This window comes from Pseudomonas fluorescens Q2-87, from assembly GCF_000281895.1.
Taxonomy (GTDB): Bacteria; Pseudomonadota; Gammaproteobacteria; order Pseudomonadales; family Pseudomonadaceae; genus Aquipseudomonas; species Aquipseudomonas fluorescens_S.
This window is the reverse complement of sequence record NZ_CM001558.1, coordinates 3608891-3628050: the sequence shown is the minus strand read 5'-3', so window position 1 is coordinate 3628050 and position 19160 is coordinate 3608891. Positions and strand designations below refer to the sequence as shown.

Below are 19160 nucleotides of genomic sequence, written 5' to 3'. Positions count from 1 at the left end.
TCAGACAGAAGGGCTGGAGGTTTTGGCGCGGGCCTGCAAGGCAGCGCGCTCCTCGGGCGACATCGCGGCCAGCGTGCGACGCAGCTCGGCAATTTTCACCAGTCTTCCCGGCTGGTTTTCCTGGTCGCGCAACGCTTGGGCCAGCGTCTCGACGCTCGGGTTGTCGAACACCAGCCCCGGCGGTACTTCCAGCTGCAACAGGCTGCGCAGGCGCGTGCAGAGTTTGATGACCATCAGCGAATGGCCGCCCAGATCGAACAGGCTGTCGGTGATGCTCAGGCTGTCGCGTTCCAGCAGTTCCCGGTAAAGGTCTGCCAGCAGGGCTTCGAGCGCATCCCGTGGCGCCAGCGCCACCCGATGCTCCGCCAGGCTGTCGGGGCTGGGCAGCGCGGCGTAGTCGATCTTGCCGTTGGCCAGGCGCGGCAGTGCCGGTACGCGCAGCAGTTGCGAAGGGATCAGGTAATCGGGTAGCGAGGTACGCAACTCGGCGAGCAAGTCAGCGCTTTTACGGTGGCTGACGGCGTAGGCGAGCAACTGGCCAGCGGTGAAATGCACCACCGCCTGGTTGACGCCGGCCAGCTTCAAGAGCGCCGCCTCCAACTCCCCGGGCTCGACGCGAAAGCCGCGAATCTTGATCTGCTGGTCGCTGCGTCCGGCCAGGTGCAGGCGCCCGTGGGGTGACAACCGTGCCAGGTCTCCCGTGCGATAAAGGCGTTGGCCCGGCTTGAAGGGGTCGTCGATAAACGCGTCTGACGCTCGGTTCAGATAACCCCGACTGACTTGCGAGCCCCCCAGGTACACCTCGCCCAAGGCGCCCAACGGTGCTGGTTGCAGGCCGGACGGGGTTTGCTCCAGGACATAGGCGCACGTGTTGGCCAATGCCTGTTCCAGGGCCAGCGGCGCGGCGCTGTCGAACGCCTGGCTGAGGCTGAACAGCACGCCCACGGTGGTTTCGGTCGGACCATAGTGATTGTGTACCCGACTATGTGGGGCTACTTGCTGGATGCGTTGGCGCAATGCCCCCGGGCACGGTTCGCCGCCCAGTATCACAACATCCGGCAAGGCACTGGCGTGGTCTTCGAGCAGTGCCGCCAGATGCGACGGAACGATCTTCAGGCAGTCGATCCGTTGATCGCGAACAAACCGTGCGAATGCGCTGGCATCGCGGCTGGCTTCGTCACTGGCCAGCACCATGCACGCACCCTTCCACAGCGCGCCGTACAGCGTGGTATTGCCCAGGTCTGCGGCCACCGAGGAAATCAGCGCGAAGCGTTTGCAATGGGCCAGGTCCAGTGCTTCGCTGACCGCGGCGACGTAATTGAGCAAATGACCGTGTTCAATGACGACGCCTTTGGGTTCACCGCTGGTGCCAGAGGTGTAGAGCAGGTAAGCCGCGTCGTTGAGCGCGATACTGTCGATCGAAGGCAAGGCGACCACCGCCGAGTTTTGCAGCTCGGCAATGCTCACGTCCTGGGCTGAACCAATGAGCAGCTGTGGCTGCGCATCGGCGAGGATTTTTTCCTGGCGAGCGGCCGGCCAGGACGGGTCCAGAGGGATGTAGGCGGCACCGGCGCGCAGCACCGCGAACAGACCCAGCAGCAGGTCTGCCGAGCGGGGCAGCAGCAAAGCCACTTTCGATTCACGGCCAACGCCTCGGGCGCACAAGGCCCCGGCCAACTGTTCGACCTGTTCGTGCAGCTGGCGATAGCTCAAGGTGTGGTCGCCGACCTGCAAGGCCGGCGCATCCGGCGTGGTATGCGCCCAGTGATGCAGCCGCTGAGGCAAGGCCTGTGAACCGAAGTCCCGGCGAGGGCCGCACAGTTGTAATTGGCGGGCCTGATGCTCGGCGTTGCTCAATGGCAGCTCGATCAGGGCGCGACTGTCGGGCCCTACGGGCAGGCTTTGCAGCAGGCAGGCGTATTGGTCCAGCAGGCATTGCAGCACTTCGTCGTCATAGTGCGCCCCCGGTGCCTGGATGCTGATGGTCAGCCCGGGACCGTGCTCATCCAGCACGACTTGCAGGGCCAGCTCGAAGCATGGGGCGACACCCGGCAGCGTATCAACGTGCCAGCGCAGGCCAGCGATGTCGACGTCCTGGCAATGGCGGGCCAGGTTGAAACCGATTTTGCGATAAAGGGTGTGGGTCGTGTCGGCGACGTTCCAGTATTCCTGTTGTTGAACATGTTCGTTGAGTTGACTGGCCAGGCTTTGCAGCCACTGCTCGAACGTGCCGTTCAGGTCCGGGGCGAGCACCAGCGGCAGGATTTTTTCATACACGCCGATTCCGTTGGTCAGGGCCTCGTACTCGACACGGCAATCCTGCTGCCAGCCAGCCGTGTAGACGCGATGCCCGCCCACACGGGCCAACAGCAACCACCACGCCGCTTGCAGCACGGTCCCCAGCGGTTGCTGGCACCGGTCGGCAAGTTGCTGTAGCGCCTGATGCAACTCGACGGGCAGGCGTTGGGAGACCGACGACAGGCCACGCTGCCCCGTCGGTTCGTGATGCGATCCCAGCTGCATTGGCGGGGTGTCCGCAAGCGCCAGCGCGGCCCAGTAGGCGCGACCGTCGAGGGCTTCGTCATCGGCATCAAGGTCGTTGCGCCATTCCACGTACTGCGAATACTGGAATGCTTCCTCCAGCACGGCCGCGGGGCGCGCATAGAGTTCGGTCAATTCACTGAACAGGTTCTGCAGGCTGAGCCGGTCACCGGCACACGCCGCGACCAGCAGATCGAGGCGCCACTGGGCCGGTGCCAGTTGACGCAGGACGCCTCGAACCAGGCAGCCGGTTTCGATGGCAAACGGCGCTTGCAACAGCGCAGCACTTTGCTGCTCGGCGTCGGACACGCCGGCCTCCAGCACATGCCATTGCAGCGTTGGCGCCACGACATGCTGGCGCAGGCTTCGATACAAATTCGAGGGGCGTAGCGCCGTGTGCAGGCTGGTATGACGTTCGATCACCTTCAGCAATGCTTCATGCAGTTGCCCGGGGTGCAGCGCGCCCTCAAGGGTCATGCCCAAATGCACGAACGGGCGGCCGCTTTGCAGGGCGACGGACTGCTCCGCACTGAGGGGCAGGTCGTGATGCGTTTTCAGGTTATGGCTCATGGTGGGGGTCAATCCTGCAGTTCCATTGCGTTGTTGTGACCGGCCAGGCGGGCCGGCTCATGCAGATCGCCCATGGCGACGACAATTTTTCGCGGGCCCTCGAAGGGGTCACGGGCGTGGGCGGCCAGCAAGTTATCGAGCATGATCACATCGCCCCGTTGCCAGTCGAAACGCACCGCGCAGGCTTCGTAGAGGCGACCTATCAGCGCCATCGTTTCAGGGTCGATGGGGCTGCCATCACCGAAATACACTTGGCGCGGCATACGTTCCGGCCCGACCATCCGCAGCAAGTCTTCGCGTACCTGAGGATCCAGGCAAAAGGTGTGGTGCAATTGAATCTGGTTGAAGAAGCTGCGCTCGCCGCTCAAGGGGTGACGGATCACAGCCGGGCAACGGGTACGGGTTTGCAGCTCATCATTGGCCAACCAGCTGAACTCGGTGCCGCTGGCCCGGCACAGGGCCTCGACCTCGTCGCGGTTCTCGGTCTTGAAAAACGCTCGCCAGCTGACATCGAGGCGCTCGGTGAACGTGCGCACGTAAAGCAGCCCTTTGCTTTCGAATCTTTCGGCCAGTGCGGTCGGCAAGCGGCGGTACAGTTCGCGGCAGTCGACGATAGGCGTCGCGCCCCCTACAGGCGAAGGCTGTTCACAAAAAAACCATTGTTTGCGCGGAGAGCGGGGCAAATGCGAGCTCTCGTTATGGAACAGGATCATCTCCCGCTCCGGATAAGGCGTGGACCGGTAGATATTGCGTCCGCCTTCCTTCTTCGGCAGGTCGCCATAGCCGCCGAACAGGCCAGGGTGGATGGCCTCGGCGAACGCTTCGAAGGCCTTGGCGTCGTCCAGGGCAAAGCCGCGAAACAGGAGCCCGGCGTGCTTGCACAGCAGGGTGTCGATGAGGTCCCGCGAGCCTTGTGCCCATCCCACCGGATCCAGGTCGGGTACGCAGGGTTCGATCATGAAGGGAAATTCCTGTCCCGGCAGTAATGGCGCGGTGCGGATCAGCGGCTTGGGCGCCGCCGTGGCGCGGGTCGGCATTTTTTTCAGTTTGTCGAGCTTGCTCGACGGCACGGGCGAATGAGCCAAGGCGGACGACTCCACAGAGGGCAATGTGAGGGTGAAATGAGCAAGCGCGGCGTGGGGTTGCTCGACGACCTGTTGCAGCAGGCTCAGCCAGGCGCTGATCAAGGCCTCGATACGTTCGCCCTTGAACAGTGCGCGGGCGTAGACCCAATCACCGCGCATGACATCGCCCTGGCGCTCGAGGAACAACGCCATGTCGAACTTGCTGGTGCGCTCCGCCGGTGGCTGCACGCGCACCTCCAGACCGGGAATGGCAAAGTCGGCCGGGGGCGTGTTCTGCAGGACGAACAAGGCTTGCACCAACGGGTTGCGGCTGCGTTCGCGAGGCACTTGCAAGGCTTCGACAATACGGTCGAACGGCAGCGCCTGATGTTCGAAGGCTTGCAGGCAGGTATCCCGGGTACGGGCCAGGAAATCCCTGAAGCGCTGGTCACCGGTTCGACGCGAGCGCAGCGGCAGGACATTGACGAAGAAGCCGATCAGACCTTCCAGGTTGGCGTTGTCGCGACCGGCGACGTCGGTGCCCAGCAACAACTCATCATTGCCCGTCACCTGATGCAGCAGCATTTCGAAAGTGCTGAGCAGCACCATATACAGGGTGACCCCTTCGACCAGTGCCAGTGCCTCGAGGCGTGCCAGCAGCGGCGCGGGTATTTCCAGGGCCTTGGCGGCGCCCCGCGCATCGGCTTGGGCCGGGCGCGGCCAATCGGTCGGCAGCGCGAGGACCTGTGGCGCTCCGCGCAATTGCTGCTGCCAGAAGCCCACTGCTTTATCGAGGCCTGGACCTTGCAGGCACTCACGCTGCCAGTGTGCATAGTCGGCGTATTGCACGGGCAACGGCATCAGTTGCGCACGGGTGCCGGTATGGAGCGCGGTATAGACATGGCTCAGTTCATTGATCAGTACGCCGACCGACCAGCCGTCGGCGACCATATGGTGCAAGCTCAGGAATAACAGATGCTGACGCTCGTCGAGCTTGAGTACTCGCGCCCGGATCAAGGGTGCCTGTGCCAGATCGAAGGGAAGGCGCAAGTTGTCCAGGCTCTCCTGATCAGCCACAGCTTGGCGTTGTTCGGCGTCGAGGTGGGAGACATCGCGCAGCGGCAGCTCCATGTCGAGGTGCGCTGCGATCAGCGAAACCGGTTCGCCATTGATGTCCGAGTAGGCGGTGCGCAGGACCTCGTGACGGTTCAACAGCACATTGAACGTGGCGCGCAGGACGCTGATGTCCAGTGAACCTTGCAGGCTGAGGGTGGCGGCCATGTTGTAGGCCGCGGATGGCCCATGCAGGCGATCGATCATCCACAGGCGGTGTTGGCTCAGGGACAGGGACATGTGTTGCTGGCGCTCGATGGGTCGCAGCTCGGGCGCGCTGGCGGTCTTGGCCGGTTGAGTCGAGAGAACGTCCAGGCACCGCGCCTGTTGCCACAGCAGCGGCGCATCGAAAACACTGCGCAGCGCCAGTTCCAGGCCGCAACGTTGGCGAATGCGGGCGATCAGGCGGGTCGCCAGGAGTGAATGCCCACCGGCTTCAAAGAAGTGACTGTTGCGTCCCAGCGCCTGGGGCGGCAGCAACGTCGCCCATAGCTCGGCCAGCAAGTGTTCGTTGGCGCTGCGCGGGGGATCGATCTCGGCGTTGTGCAGCGTGGGGGCCGGCAAGGCCTTGCGATCGATTTTGCCGTTGGCGTTCTGTGGCCAGCTGTCCATCTGCACCCACAGGGAGGGCACCATGTAAGCGGGTAAACCCTCCAGGACGAACTGCGTCAGCGCGGCATCGGTGAGTGCGTGTCCGTGACGACCCTGCCAGTAGCCCACCAGCATCTCGCTGCTGCCCAGCCGTTGCAGGCTGACCATGGCGCGAAGGATGTCCGGGTGACGTTCCAGATGCGCTTCGATTTCCCCAGGTTCGATGCGGAAGCCGCGCAGCTTGAGCTGGAAATCCTTGCGTCCGAAATACTGCAACACGCCGTCATCGCCCCAGCGCGCCAGATCGCCGCTCAGGTAAAGACGACTGCCGGCCTCGCCGAACGGGTTGGGAATGAAGCTGGCGGCGGTGCGCGACGGGTCCGCCAGATAGCCGCGACTGACGCCGATGCCGCCGATGGCCAACTCTCCGACGACGCCGCTGGGCAGTGGTTGCAGGTCGTGGCCCAGAACGTACAGTTCGGCATTGGCCGTGGGCCGGCCGATCGCGACGCTGGTGCCTTGATCGGGTGCGGTGCGCAAGGGCTGGAAGGCCACGTCATCCGAACACTCTGCCGGACCGTAGGCGTTCATCAGGGGAATGTGCGGGTAATGGCTGAACCATTGCTGCGTGGTTGCCACCGGCAGGGCTTCGCCGGTGGGCAGTACCCAGCGCAAATCCGGCAATGGCACCGGTTGGTCGGCCTGGCTTTCCAGCATCGCCTGCAACAACGCCGGGACCGGCTCGAACAGGCTGACCTGGCGCGTACGAAGGACTTGGAGCAATGCCTGGGGATCGCGTACGACGCTGTCGCCGATGATCTCCACGCAAGCGCCGAACAACGGGGCGGTGAGTGCTTGCCAGACAGAAATGTCAAAGCAGGCCGGTGCGGTCTGGGCAATCACATCGTTCTGGTTCAGACCCAGGGGTTCCAGCTTGGCCAGCATGTTGTTGAGCATGCCGGCGCGCGTGACCATCACGCCTTTGGGCTGACCGGTGGAGCCCGAGGTGAACAGCACATAGGCCAGTTGGTCCTGACGTGCCGCTTGGTGCGGCAGACGCCCGAGGCTGCTCATTTCCACCAGGTCGCCTGGCGAGGCGTGCTTGCCTTGGTAGACCGAGATCAGGCGCTCTGCGTAATCGGGGGTGCTGATCACCAAAGGCTGCTGTAGCCGCGCCAGCACCTGCTGCCAGCGTGCCGGCGGCTGGGACGGTTCCAGCGCTAGCCAGGCATAGCCTGCACGCAGGGTCGCGACCATCAGGCACAACCAGTCGAGGCCCCGGTCGGCGAGCAAGGCAATCGGCTGGTCAGGTTGTGCGCCCAATGCCTGAAGGCCGCGAGCCAGGACTTCCGAGCGTTGCCAGAGTTGGGCATAGGTCAGGCACTGATCAGCACAACGTGCAACCAAGCGCTCGGAGTGGAGGGCGACTTGCATGGCCACCCGTTGCTCCCAGGTGTCGTCAAGGCTGTAGTCGGCCCGATGGGTTCCCCAGTCAAGCAGGCGGGCACGCTCGTCCGTGGTCAGGATCGACAACTGTTCGAGACGGATGTCCGGTGCGCTGTCCATGGCGAGCAGGAGCCGATGCAGATCATTGATCAGCGCCTGCAGCGATTCGACCGGCAGGCGTCGGGCGTCGGCACTGAAAAGCACCTCCAGGCGGCGCCCGGGCAAGGCTTCGACCGTGAGGCCGTAGCTGGTCTGTTCAAGGTTATCCATGACCTTGAACGTCAAATCGCCCGATTGCAGTTGCCGTTCGCCCAGGGCCGGCAGGTTCTGGAACACCAGCAATGTATCGAACAGCCCAGCGCCCCGTGGGTGCTGCTGGAGGATTTCAGCCAGTGGCGTTTGCTCATGCTCGCGCATGGCGACGCTGATCGCCTGGACCTGATGCAGGTAGTCGCCCAAGGTCAACCCGGAGTCGACCTGCAAACGCAGCGGCAGCGTGTTGATGAACACGCCGAGCATCTGCCCGGCGTCCGGCAGGTCGCCCGGCCGTCCGCTGCTGGTGACACCGAACATGACATCCGGCTGGTTGTTATGGCGCGCCAGCAGCAGGCCCCAGGCCGCTTGTATCAGCGTATTGAGGGTGACCCGGTTGTTTTTCCCCAGTGCGTTCAGCCGGGTGGTCTGGGCTTCGTCCAGTTGCAGGCCGGCGGTGTAGTACTGCGCGGTCGCCGCGCTTTCGGCGACGGCCAGGGCGGGCAGAGAGCCGGCACCTTCGAAGCCTGCCAGGCGCTGCTGCCAGTAAGCCTGGCTCTGTGTGTCCGGTTGCGCGGCAAGCCAGTCGATGTAGTCACGATAAGGTGGGCGACGGATGACCGCCAGGCCGTTGTAGCGGGCAAGTATTTCTTCCATCAACATCACCGAACTCCAGCCATCGGCGATCAGGTGATGGCGGCTCCACACCAGCCAGGTGCGGCGTTCGTCGAGCCGGATGAGGGCGATGCGCTGCAAGGGCGGGCGCTGCGGATCGAAGCCCAGGGCACGGTCGGCCTGGCAATAATCGGCCATGGCCTGCTGGCGCTGGGGTTCGTCGAGGGTGCTCCAGTCCAGTTGTCGTACCGGCAAGTGCAGGTCGCGATAAACCCCTTGTAGCGGTTCCTCCAGGCCTTGCCAGAGGATCCCGGTCCGCATCAGCGGATGCGCGGCGAAGGTATCGCGCCATGCCGCCAGGTAGCGCTCGGGGTCCAGCGGGCCTTGCAACTCGGCTTGCAGCTGATTGACATAAACGCCGTTGCCATCTTCCAGCAGGCTATGGAACAGCAACCCTTTTTGCAGCGGCGACAAGGGATAGGCATCTTCCAGCTCGGTCCCGGCCAGGACGTCGAGGGCTTTGCGCTCGACTGGGCTGAGGGCGAATACTGCCGGTGGTTTTTTTGCCGGCACTTGAGGGGCCGCAGCGGCCAATGGCTGTTCGCGGCGACTGAGCAGGCTGGCCAGCGCTTCGATACGTGGGTGGGCGAAAAGCTCTTTCGGGCTGAATCGCAGGCCTTGCTTACGCGCCTTTGCAATCAACTGCAGGGCGATGATCGAGTCTCCACCGACAGCGAAGAAATCATCGTCCCGGCTCAGGTCAGGGCGTTGCAGCACCTCGGTCCAGAGCCCGAGCAATTGCGCTTCCAGATCCCGGAGTGGCGACTCCAGCGTGGCCGCCAGTCGTGCAATGGTGGGGTGTGCGAAGAAATGTTTCGGGGTGAACTTGAGTTGCGCCTTGCGCGCGCCGGCAATTAATTGCAGCGCCAGGATCGAGTCGCCACCCAAGGCAAAGAAGTCGTCGTGGATCGACAGCGAGGGTTTGCCGAGTACCTCGCACCACAGCGTCATCAGCAGCGCTTCAACCGGATCGCGAGGCGCAACCTCAAGCGTGTCTTGTCGCGGACTCTGTTGTGGCGAGGGCAGGTTGTGTCGGTCGACTTTGCCGTTGGCAAGGCGAGGCAGTTCGCTCAGCTCGACGTACAGGCTCGGCAGCATCGGCTCGGGCAGTTGCTCAGCCAGTTGTCGACGCAGCTGTTCGCGATCCAGCCCGGAGTCCGGCACCAGGTAGGCAATCAGTTTTGTCGCCTCCTGGTCGCCGAGTGTCCGCGCCACGACGACGGCCTCGCGCACGCCGTCACAGGCCTTGAGGCAGGCTTCGATTTCCCCTGGCTCGACGCGAAAACCGCGGATCTTGACTTGATCATCGATGCGGCCAAGAAATTCCACGGCGCCGGAAGGCAGCAGTCGCGCGCGGTCACCGGTGCGATACAGGCGTTCGCCCGCGCCGCTGAACGGGTTGGGGATGAAACGCTGTGCCGTGAGACCTGGCTGCCCCAGGTATCCATCGGCAACGCCAGGGCCACCGATATAGAGCTCGCCGGCGTTGCCCAGTGGCATCGGATGCAGATAGCGATCGAGCACGTGTACATCGACATTGGCCAGTGGCGAGCCAATCGGTGCGAATCCGGAAAGGCTCTCCTCGGCACCTGTCACAGGTTGGGTCAGGCAACCGACGGTGGTTTCGGTGGGGCCGTAATGGTTGATGATCCGGCAGCTTGGCAGCAACGCCTGCAGGCGCTTGACCAGCGTCAGGTCCAGGCCTTCACCGCCCAGCACCAGGCATTGGCGCGGGAGCAGGCGTTCCGGGGCGGCAACCGCGAGCAGGGCGTTGAGGTGCGAAGGCACGATCTTCAGGCAATCGACTGGCGCGGCGGCCAGGCTTTGCGCCAGTTCTTCAGGGTCAGCGGCCAGTTGCTCGTCGATCAGGCGCAGGGTCCGGCCGGTCAGCAACGCGCCAAACCAGGCGGTGTAGCCCAGGTCCGCGGCCACGCTGGCCAAGGCCGTCAGGCTGGCGCCTTCGCTCAGCGCAAGACTGCGCATCACCCCATCGACGTAGTGAATCAGGTTGCCCTGGGTGACGCCCACGGCTTTGGGCGTGCCTGTGGAACCGGAGGTATAGATCAGGTAGGCCAGTTGCCGAGGGTGGGCGGACCGCGGACTTATCGCCGCGCTGCCCGTGCCTTGGGTCAGGCAACGCAGGGTTTGATCAGGGCCGATCAATACGCTGGCGGCGCTGTCATCAAGCAGCTGCTGGCGTCGTGATTCAGGCAGCGCCGGGTCCAGGCATAGATAAGCCGCGCCCAGTTTCCAGCTGGCCAGCATGGCCGTCATCAACGCGCGGCCCCGCGGCAGGGCCAGGGCGACAATCTGGCCAGGGCCTGTCCCGGCGCTACGCAACTGTTGAGCCAGCGCTTGGGCTGCCTGGTCCAGTTGGGCGTAGGTCAGTGAGCCGTTGGCATCGCTCAGGGCGATTCGATCAGGGTGCGTGCGTACCTGATGTTCGAAGGCTTCGACAGCGGTTGCAAAGGCTGGCTGGCTGTTCGGGCCCTGGCAGCTGGACGCAGCGGACGGTGGGCAGGCTGGCAGGTCGCTGACCCGTACGTTGGGAAACTGCTGGGCCTGACCGGCAAACCAGACGAAATCTTCGGCCAGGCGGGCGATACGCCGCGCATCGAACAGGTCAGTGCGAAAACGCCATTGCGCGAGCAATTGGACGCCATCGTCCTGCCAGCGCAGATTGAGGTCGTTGGCCGCGCCGCGTTGGGTGAACAGGTGTTCTTGCACGCTGTATTCACCGAACTGATCATCGCGGCGGCTGGGCATGTAGGTCAGCATGCAGCGAAACAACGGGCCGTTGCCGAGATGTTCCTGCATGCGCACCGATGGATAGCGGCGATGACGCAAGCCTTCACGCATTTGTTGCGCGACGTCGCGCAAGCAATCGGCCAGGGTCGGGTTGTGCTCGAAGCGCGCGCGTAGCGGCAGGCTATTGAGGGTAAACCCCATCAGGTTCTTGTATTTGGCTTTGTGTCGATCCATGGTCGGCGTGCCGATCAGGAAGTCGTCCTGATCGCTGCAGCGATGCAGGAACACCTGGAACAGCCCGGCCAGTAGCACAAACAGGCTGACGTCATGGGCGTCGGCCATCGTTCGCAAATGGCTGCTCTGGCGCTCATCGAGCAGGCATTCGAATTCGTCACCTTCGTAGTTGGGCGTGCGTGAGCGAGGGCGGTCCGGTGTCAGTTCCAGGGCTGAGGGCGCCCCGCTGAGCTGCCCTTGCCAGTAACTGGCCAGGGCGGCGATTTTGCTCTCTTCGAGCATCCCTCGGTGGTCGTTCAACCACTCGAAATACAGGCCTGGTTCTGGCAGGGTCAGCGGTTCGCCTGTGGTTTGGGCATGGTAGGCGGCGAAGGTCAGCTTGAGCATCCATTCAACGCTGAGGAAGTCGCCGCTGATGTGGTGCGCCGCCATGCATAAATAAAGTCGTCCCTGATTGCGCAGCAAGCGCAGGCGACAGATGTCTGCCGAGGCGAGATCGAACGGCTGGTCGGCATGCTGTTCGATCCACGCCTTGACCCCCGCCGTGTCGAGGTCGTCGAGGCACTCCCAGGTTGCGTTGACCCTGATCTGCTCGGGGCGCGACATCCACAGTTGCCCCTCGACTTCCCGATAGCCGCAATGCAGCGTTTCGCAGTGTTCGACGATGCGCGCGAAGGCTGCGCACAGCGCTGCGGCGTCCAGGTCTGCTCGCAGCTCGCGCGCGGCAACCATGTTGTAGGCATGACTGCTCGGGTTGAGCTGGTGAAACTGCCATAGGGCCTGTTGGCCGGGGCTGGCCGGCTGCAAGAGGGTGGACGTCATGTCAGTTTTGCTCCTGGGCAGGTTCGGCCATGGCGACGATCACTTGTCGGTGCCCTTTGAAGCTGGCGCGCCCATGGGCAACCAGCATGTTGTCGAGCATCAGTACGTCGCCTTTTTCCCAGGGGAAATAAACGCTGTTCTCGGCCAGCACCCCGCGAATGTCCTCCAGGGCGCTTTCTTCCAGCTCGCTGCCGTCGCCGTAATAGACATTACGGGGCAGATCGAACGGATCATCATCGACCACCGCCATGAGGCTTTCACGGATCGCCGGGGCAAGATTGGACACGTGGAACAGGTGCGCCTGGTTGAACCAGACCCACGCCTGGGTTCTAGGATGACGGGCAACGGCCTGGCAGATCTGGCGGGTGCGCAACTCGCCGTCGTCCTTCCATTCGAACGCAATGCGATTGGCCCGGCAGTAGGCTTCAGCCACTGCGCGGTCCTCGGTGTTAAAGGCCTGTTCCCAGGACAAATCCAGGCCGTTGCCGTAATTGCGCACGTACATCAGCCGTTTATCGATGAAGCGCTGACGCAAGGCGGGATCGAGCTGCTGGAAGATGCGACGACTGTCGGCGATAGGCGTTTCGCCACCTTCGACACTCGGCTGGACGCAGTGGAACCAGATCTTCATGGGCCATTGCAGGGTGTAGGACTGCTCGTTGTGCAGGGGAATGGTTTGATGGGCGGGGTATTCGGTCGACGTGTAGACGCCTGGCTCAATCGCTTTGCGCGGGGTCGAGCCAAACTCGTACGTGAGCAACTCATGGCCGAAACCGCGGGCAAGCGCCTGGAAGGCATGTTCCCCGAGCACATCGAACCCGCGCAGAAGCAGGGCGCCGGCCTCGTGCAAGTGGTCCTCGACCAGCCCGTGGAGCTCGCTCAGGCACGGACGTGTGCGGTCAAGCGGCTCAACCAGCAATGGCAACGTTTTGTGCACCAGAAGTGGGCGCACGGATAACCCTGATGAATGCCCGACGTCCCGTCCCATCTATCGTTCCCTCATTTTTTGGTCATGTGTCGAAACGCCACTTTGTAGTGCGTTTATTGGAGGCGAGAAATACTATCCGATACTCAATGCAGGTGTTAATAATATTTATTAACATTCGCATTATTGGTTTTTGGCTGCCAGAATCATCGCTCTCGCAGGCCTCAGGCTTTATTGGATAACGCTCGTACAAGGAAATGAAAAATGAGTTGGGATAACCCTGAAAGCGCTTTTGTCGTGGTGGTCAATCACGAGGAACAGTATTCGATCTGGCCGGATTACAAGGCGTTGCCCGAGGGCTGGCGTGCGGCCGGCCACCAGGGAAACAAGGCCCAGTGCCTGGCCTGGATCGAGGAGCAGTGGACGGACATGCGCCCACTCAGTTTGCGTACGGCCCTGCAAGCCGCCCCACAGCGCTGACGCTCGCCTATAAGGACATTCGCATGGAAAGTCTTCATCGCTGGACCGAGTCCGGTTCGATTTTCACCCTCGAGCATTTCCGTCAGCAGCCACCGCGTGAATTCACGCCGGACGACTTGCTTGAACGCCAGGCCGCACGCGAATCCAATGCGCGCTCTTATCCACGACGTATTCCTTTGGCCCTCAAGGAGGCCCATGGGCTCTACGTGCAGGACACGCGCGGCCAGGTGTTCATGGATTGTCTGGCCGGTGCCGGGACACTGGCGCTCGGTCACAACCATCCGGTGACCATCGACGCGATGCGAGCGACACTCGATTCCGGCTTGCCCTTGCACACACTCGACCTGACCACCCCGGTCAAGGATGCGTTTGTCGAGGCGCTGTTCGCGGCATTGCCGCCGGCATTCGCAGCGCAAGCGCGCATCCAATTCTGTGGGCCGACAGGGGCGGACGGGATTGAAGCGGCCCTCAAGCTCGCGAAGATCGCGACGGGTCGCAAAGGTATCTTCTGTTTTTCCGGTGGTTATCACGGCATGACCCAGGGCGCCTTGAGCTTGATGGGCAACCTGGGGCCCAAGCAATTGCCCGGCTCGCTGATGGCGGACGTGCAGGTGTTGCCGTATCCCTATGATTACCGCTGCCCATTCGGTATCGGCGGCGAGGCGGGGATCGATGCGGGGCTGAGCTACATCGAGCAATTATTGACGGACCCCGAGTCTGGAGTCCTTCCACCCGCCGCGGTGGTGGTTGAGGTGGTGCAGGGGGAAGGCGGCGTGATTCCCGCGCCGGCGCGCTGGCTTCAGGGGTTGCGTAAACTGACTCTGCAGCACGGTGTCGCGTTGATCGTCGATGAGGTCCAGACCGGATTAGGCCGTACCGGACGGATGTTCGCGTTTGAACACGCGGGAATCGAGCCCGATATCCTGGTCCTTTCCAAAGCCATCGGCGGTGGTCTTCCTCTGGCGGTCATGGTTTACCGCGAAGCCTTGGACCTCTGGAAACCTGGGGCCCATGCCGGTACTTTCCGGGGCAACCAGATGGCCATGGCTGCGGGCACCGCGACGTTGCGCTACCTCCAGGAACAAGGCCTGGCGACCCACGCCGAGGTCATGGGCGAGCGCTTGATGACTCAACTTCGGCAGCTGCAACGCGACTACCCGTGCATCGGGCAGGTTCGCGGACGTGGCCTGATGGTGGGCGTCGAAATCGTCTCGACGGCGACCGAGGGCGCACGTGTCGCACCGGCCAACGGCGTCATGGCGAAGGCCATCCAACACCAATGTCTGCGAGAGGGCGTCATTATTGAGCTGGGTGGGCGTCATGGGGCTGTCGTGCGGTTCCTGCCGCCGTTGACGATCCAGGCGGCGGAGATCGATCTGCTGGTGGAGAAGTTCCAGATCGCGTTGGATCATGCGCTGAGTTGATGAGCGCTGGGTCGGATAACACCGGTAAATAACCGGTGCTGTCCGATCAGGCTGAGCCACCCATAGGTCTCGCGACGGGCACCATCAACGCTGCGCCCAGAAGGCGCGCATGAAGAACCTGATCCCATGTCATGCCGGCAATGAAGCGTTCATTGATAATGCCGGTGGTTGTGAAAAACAGGATCAGCGCCGTTGTGTCTGCAAAAAATGCAGTTCGACGCATTGACTGTTGCGGGCGTCGAATCAAATCACATCTCCTGTCTTGGCTTGGACAAACAAAGCGTTGGACCTTGATTCACGCCCGTCGCTCCCTCAGCCAACCCTACGATAATGCCCTCAGGGCTTCATCCTGATGTGACACCGGCCCTGCGGTCGCGGGTGCCCCGTGCGCCTTGATGTAGTCAGGGCTCGCGACGAGCTTGGTGTAGACCGGGCCAATACGCCTTGCGATCAAGTTGGAGTCATGGAGGTAACCCACCCGGATTGCGCAATCGTACCCTTCGGTGATGAGGTCAACGAAGCGATCGCTGTAGCAGGTCTGCATATGAAGCTGAGGATGGCGGCGTGCCATTTCCGCCAGTACAGGCGCGAAATGAGTCGGACCGAACGAGAGTGGGACCGCGACGCGCAAGCAGATGTACTGCGAACTGCAGCGCGACTGGGCGCGCGAAGTGACCGTGCCGGGCTTTATGGGCGTGTTTGCGAACTTCGACGGGTTCAATGCTGAAAAGACCCTGGAGGAGGCGGGCAAGAAGGCCTGATCAGCGGGTAGTTGATGAAGGTGGCGCTCGCGAAAGCGGGCGCTGCCTTTATTTAGAAGGAGCCCATGGGTTTTCGAGTGATGTGGCTGGCAGCGATCAGCGATGCCAGACTTACATAGATATGCAAGGCATCCTTCGAAAGGTCGGTGACTGTAATGTTCCTAGCCCTGATCCAACTAAAACCAAAGGTTAAGGAAAAATTACTATGAGCGCCGAGGAACGCTGCTACACGATATCGCTATCATCCTGAGCAGGGGGGCGCATGGGCGCTGAGGACGATGCTTGGCCCTGCGTAACTGCGAGCGGCTGCATGGGTATGTCCTGACCCGGAATGGCTTGGCCTTGAGAAGTGTCCACCGTTCGTTGCCTAAGAGCTCCAATGCTTTTGTGCCAGGTCGATTGAGAGGTGGTGCCAATGGCGCTAGCGGCGCTGATGACTCCATCCTTTGCCGCTTGAGCTGCATGTTTGGTGTGATTGGCCCCTGAAACAGCTGTCTCCTTGGCAAATTTGACACCGGTGAGCGATGTCTTGAGCGCAAGCTCACCGCCGTTGACCGCCACCCTGCCGACTGCATCTGCGCTCCCTTCTATTGCTTTTGGTACATGGGCATCGACCACCGCAGTGGCTTTTTTCGGCACTGACCCACCTAGCGAGGCGCCAGCTGCCCACAGCCCGAAAGCCAGAGTACCCAATACATTTTTTACACCCTCCGAGGCTGCGGTAGCCGCCATTTTTCCCAGCTCCTTAGACTTGGCTAAATTAGCTGTGGCGGCTGTAGCCGCGCCCATCGCAGAAAACCCCCCAATCAGGAGACCGTTTCCTACAACACTGACCGGGTCTGCTATCTCTTTCAAGGCGTCGCCGCTGATGACCGCATTCAGAGCCGTAGCCGCGCCTTCACCAAGGCGCGCGGAGACCATCTTAACCAGGGCAGTGGCATCGAGATCCTTTAAAGTCTCGAAGTCATCCAGCCATTCGGTCTCTTGAGCGACAGGCTTATGAGCCTGCCCCTCAGGTACAGCATCTCGACGACCATAGAGCATTGCAGGATCAGCTAAATGGTTCGTGCGATCGCGGCTCACATTGTAATGTTCAATTGCCATACCCACGATGATAGCCGTGACTGGACGCAGGGCGGGTTGCAGGATTGCATCCAGATTCTCTTTGCCAGCAGCCGTCATGGCAAGCGTCGACGCGTACATTGCGGTATTACGTACGGCAAACCCGGTGAGCCATTTATTGGCTTCGTCGAAGGCATTGCGCAATGGACCTTTGTCCAATGCCAGCAGCTTTTCCGCCACCGATGCTTGCAGCGACGGGTGCAGTGTGTCGCTATCGGGTTTAAGGTAATAACCAGGCTTGAAGCCTGCAATCATCTTATTGCCGGCAGCATCAGCCATGCCGGCATACAAGCATGACATAGCGTTCTCTATAGCCGCTTCGCGTACTGTATTGGCATGCTGGCCCGCTACCTGGAGGATGGACGGCTTGAAATTACCTGCCTCGGTAAGCGCCGCAAAGGGCGTTCCCCCCATACCTGACTTTATTGACGCAAACAGTCTGTCGGCTCTGGCTGCGTTTTTCTCCGCCTTCTCCATGTCATGGACGTTGTAGCCTCCTGCCTCTAACCGTTGAGCACGGTCATCGCGAATGGCGTTCAGCTCCGTGTTGCGCACGCTTGAGGCCGGGGCAGCGGGTTGACCGGAGCCAGCGTCTGTTTCGAGGTGAGCCTCGAAATGTTTTTCAAGCCGCATGCTCATCGCTAACCCGATAGCGCCGAGGTTAGGAGAGTGAGGGGCCTGTTGCACTGCATCGTGCTGTAGCTCATCAGGTACACGCGTCTGCTCGCGGCTTGCACTTACATTAATCGTATCCATGGCATTACCCTCTGGTGATCGGCAGATAGAAGAATGCAAACGATCCCGGTGGCCTACGCACCCACCCATAAATCACTCCCCGCTTCGACACATCTCAACCTGGACGCTATGAGCGGCGACATTCTTAAACCTGAGTGACCGTGGTGGAAAAAACGTTCCAAAAGGAGAGCGGTTAATTCATTAATTTATTCCCATCACTGTAAGCGTCTGCCCAACTCACCTTGCGTGAGTCAGACAAATACCCGCTGATGTGGCAGCAAGCCTGGCCGGAATAGCCCAGCAGGCGGCATCACCCTCGCGCTTGAAAAAATTGCGTCTACACTCGGTCTTGCTGGCCCAGAAGGATCGACGGCTGCCATAGGTTTTCGTTGGGTCCTTTGAAAACTTTCTTCGAGACAAGGAGCAGTCATGACTACCCCAGACACACTTCTGCAAAGGCAAATCAGTCTTACACATGCTTTCGTGGTCAATAATGCGGCGTTGTATTCGCAGTCCTGGAAAGACATCAAGAACCCCACGCCGAGCCAGGTCAAAGACAATATTCTTACGCGCCTCAATGGCTCGAAGGTAGGCGGTGGCTATGCCGTAGCTTGGGGCCCCGCGCTGGTAACGGATGGCGAGTACACGGCGCACATCACCGTGGTGCTGACCGGCGGGAGAAGTGGGAACGACATCGTCGTGGTGACGAGTGGGACCCTCGCGGATTCTTTGAAGGATCAGGTGGACGATCTCGATATTTTCCCAATGGTGCCGTTGCAGAGCGTTATTCCGGGCTACCAGGGGGCGGCGAGTATTGCCCAAGGAACGGCGGATGGTGTTAACGCGATACTGACGACGGCCTCTAATTCTCAGGGTACACTGAGCGATTTTCTAGGAAAGCAGCAAAGTGGGACGAACATCCGTTTGGTTGGTCATAGCCTCGGCGGTGCACTCATGTCAGTGCTCGCGCTTTATCTGAAGGACAAATTTCCGGGCTTCACTTTCTTCTGCGAGACCTTTGCTGCGCCCACGGCGGGAGATGGCTTTTTCGCCAGCTATTTCAATAAGCAGATGGCCGGTAATGCGCTGCGTATCTACAACACCCTGGATGTTATTCCGATGGCGTGGTGCGCAACGTCTCTCGATTACTCTCTGACCCTTTATGAGAGCAATCCCATTGATAAAGACACAAGGAACACGGTGTGTTCCGGCATAGACAAGGTTGTGAATAACAACCTGAACTATACGCAATGGGGAATGGGCAGCGCGAACATGGAGCTGCGGCTCTGTGGGAAACCCCAACCCGACTGCACAAGCTACAAGTCTCAAACCGGTTATCAGCACATCTATGAATACATGACACTGGTGGGCCTGCAGCCCGCCGATATACCGATGCCGCCGTTCGGCAGCTAGTAGGGCAGGCTGGGTTCAAACACCTGCGCCGTGCGACAGAAACACCCTTCAATCTGATCCTGGAGGCCCGTAAGTGATCGTCCGTTAGATTGGCCGTGCGCTGCTCAAGCATCAGCGCACGAATTTTTTTGTGTTTTTTCTCGACTAACGAATCGCTGAAGAACAATGAGATCACCCAGACCATCCTGATCCCTGGTTACATCTCTTGCTGCTTCGGCAAGAAAATAGACCCCTTGGATTCGAA

At 61.3% G+C, this 19160-nt stretch carries 8 protein-coding genes and 2 pseudogenes; 4 read left to right on the top strand and 6 right to left on the bottom strand.

The genetic code is table 11. From position 1 onward, the window contains the following. The 3 genes from PFLQ2_RS11770 to PFLQ2_RS11780 are packed head-to-tail and all read right to left on the bottom strand — an operon-like array spanning position 1 to position 13044. Positions 1 to 3111 carry a non-ribosomal peptide synthetase gene (locus tag PFLQ2_RS11770; protein ID WP_003182650.1) on the bottom strand — a complete coding sequence of 1037 codons (3111 nt, stop codon included), beginning with the start codon at positions 3109 to 3111 and terminating at the stop codon, positions 1 to 3. An 8-nt stretch (positions 3112 to 3119) separates the two neighbouring features. Beyond that, positions 3120 to 12056 (bottom strand): non-ribosomal peptide synthetase, encoded by an 8937-nt coding sequence (locus PFLQ2_RS11775; protein WP_003182647.1) that lies wholly within the window; start codon positions 12054 to 12056, stop codon positions 3120 to 3122. A gap of 1 nt (position 12057) precedes the next feature. Then, entirely contained in the window at positions 12058 to 13044 is a 987-nt protein-coding gene (locus tag PFLQ2_RS11780) for a TauD/TfdA family dioxygenase (protein WP_003182645.1), read from the bottom strand. Positions 13045 to 13245: 201 nt separating this feature from the next. Between PFLQ2_RS11780 and PFLQ2_RS11785 the strand changes: the two genes are divergently transcribed. Together PFLQ2_RS11785 and PFLQ2_RS11790 are read left to right on the top strand one after the other, a co-directional pair. Then, complete coding sequence (locus PFLQ2_RS11785; RefSeq protein WP_003182643.1) at positions 13246 to 13461, top strand: MbtH family protein; 216 nt, start codon at positions 13246 to 13248, stop codon at positions 13459 to 13461. Positions 13462 to 13484: 23 nt separating this feature from the next. After that, a complete protein-coding gene (locus PFLQ2_RS11790) occupies positions 13485 to 14885 on the top strand; it encodes a diaminobutyrate--2-oxoglutarate transaminase (protein WP_003182641.1) in 1401 nt (466 codons plus the stop codon). Between the two features lie 46 nt (positions 14886 to 14931). On the opposite strand, the gene alaE is transcribed toward PFLQ2_RS11790, so the two are convergent. After that, positions 14932 to 15132 (bottom strand): L-alanine exporter AlaE, encoded by a 201-nt coding sequence (gene alaE / locus PFLQ2_RS11795; RefSeq protein WP_003182639.1) that lies wholly within the window; start codon positions 15130 to 15132, stop codon positions 14932 to 14934. Between the two features lie 102 nt (positions 15133 to 15234). After that, a pseudogene (locus PFLQ2_RS11800) lies at positions 15235 to 15516 on the bottom strand (LysR substrate-binding domain-containing protein); the annotation flags it as partial. Between PFLQ2_RS11800 and PFLQ2_RS30840 the strand changes: the two are divergent. Beyond that, a pseudogene (locus PFLQ2_RS30840) lies at positions 15509 to 15646 on the top strand (hydrolase); the annotation flags it as partial. The pseudogenes PFLQ2_RS11800 and PFLQ2_RS30840 overlap by 8 nt on opposite strands. A 225-nt stretch (positions 15647 to 15871) precedes the next feature. On the opposite strand, the gene PFLQ2_RS11805 reads toward PFLQ2_RS30840, so the two are convergent. Then, a complete protein-coding gene (locus tag PFLQ2_RS11805) occupies positions 15872 to 17524 on the bottom strand; it encodes a hypothetical protein (RefSeq protein ID WP_033046110.1) in 1653 nt (550 codons plus the stop codon). Between the two features lie 408 nt (positions 17525 to 17932). Here PFLQ2_RS11805 and PFLQ2_RS11810 point away from each other — a divergent pair, with 408 nt between their 5' ends. Next, positions 17933 to 18916, top strand: a complete 984-nt coding sequence (locus PFLQ2_RS11810) for a lipase family protein (protein ID WP_003182632.1) — start codon at positions 17933 to 17935, stop codon at positions 18914 to 18916. Positions 18917 to 19160 lie beyond the last annotated feature (244 nt).

Excerpts from the sequence above, each read along its gene's own strand:
- PFLQ2_RS11785 (WP_003182643.1), top strand. The coding sequence starts at position 13,246 with ATGAGTTGGGATAACCCTGAAAGCGCTTTTGTCGTGGTGGTCAATCAC.
- PFLQ2_RS11770 (WP_003182650.1), bottom strand. The coding sequence starts at position 3,111 with ATGAGCCATAACCTGAAAACGCATCACGACCTGCCCCTCAGTGCGGAG.
- PFLQ2_RS11790 (WP_003182641.1), top strand. The coding sequence starts at position 13,485 with ATGGAAAGTCTTCATCGCTGGACCGAGTCCGGTTCGATTTTCACCCTC.
- PFLQ2_RS11780 (WP_003182645.1), bottom strand. The coding sequence starts at position 13,044 with ATGGGACGGGACGTCGGGCATTCATCAGGGTTATCCGTGCGCCCACTT.
- PFLQ2_RS11775 (WP_003182647.1), bottom strand. The coding sequence starts at position 12,056 with ATGACGTCCACCCTCTTGCAGCCGGCCAGCCCCGGCCAACAGGCCCTA.
- PFLQ2_RS11805 (WP_033046110.1), bottom strand. The coding sequence starts at position 17,524 with ATGGATACGATTAATGTAAGTGCAAGCCGCGAGCAGACGCGTGTACCT.
- PFLQ2_RS11810 (WP_003182632.1), top strand. The coding sequence starts at position 17,933 with ATGACTACCCCAGACACACTTCTGCAAAGGCAAATCAGTCTTACACAT.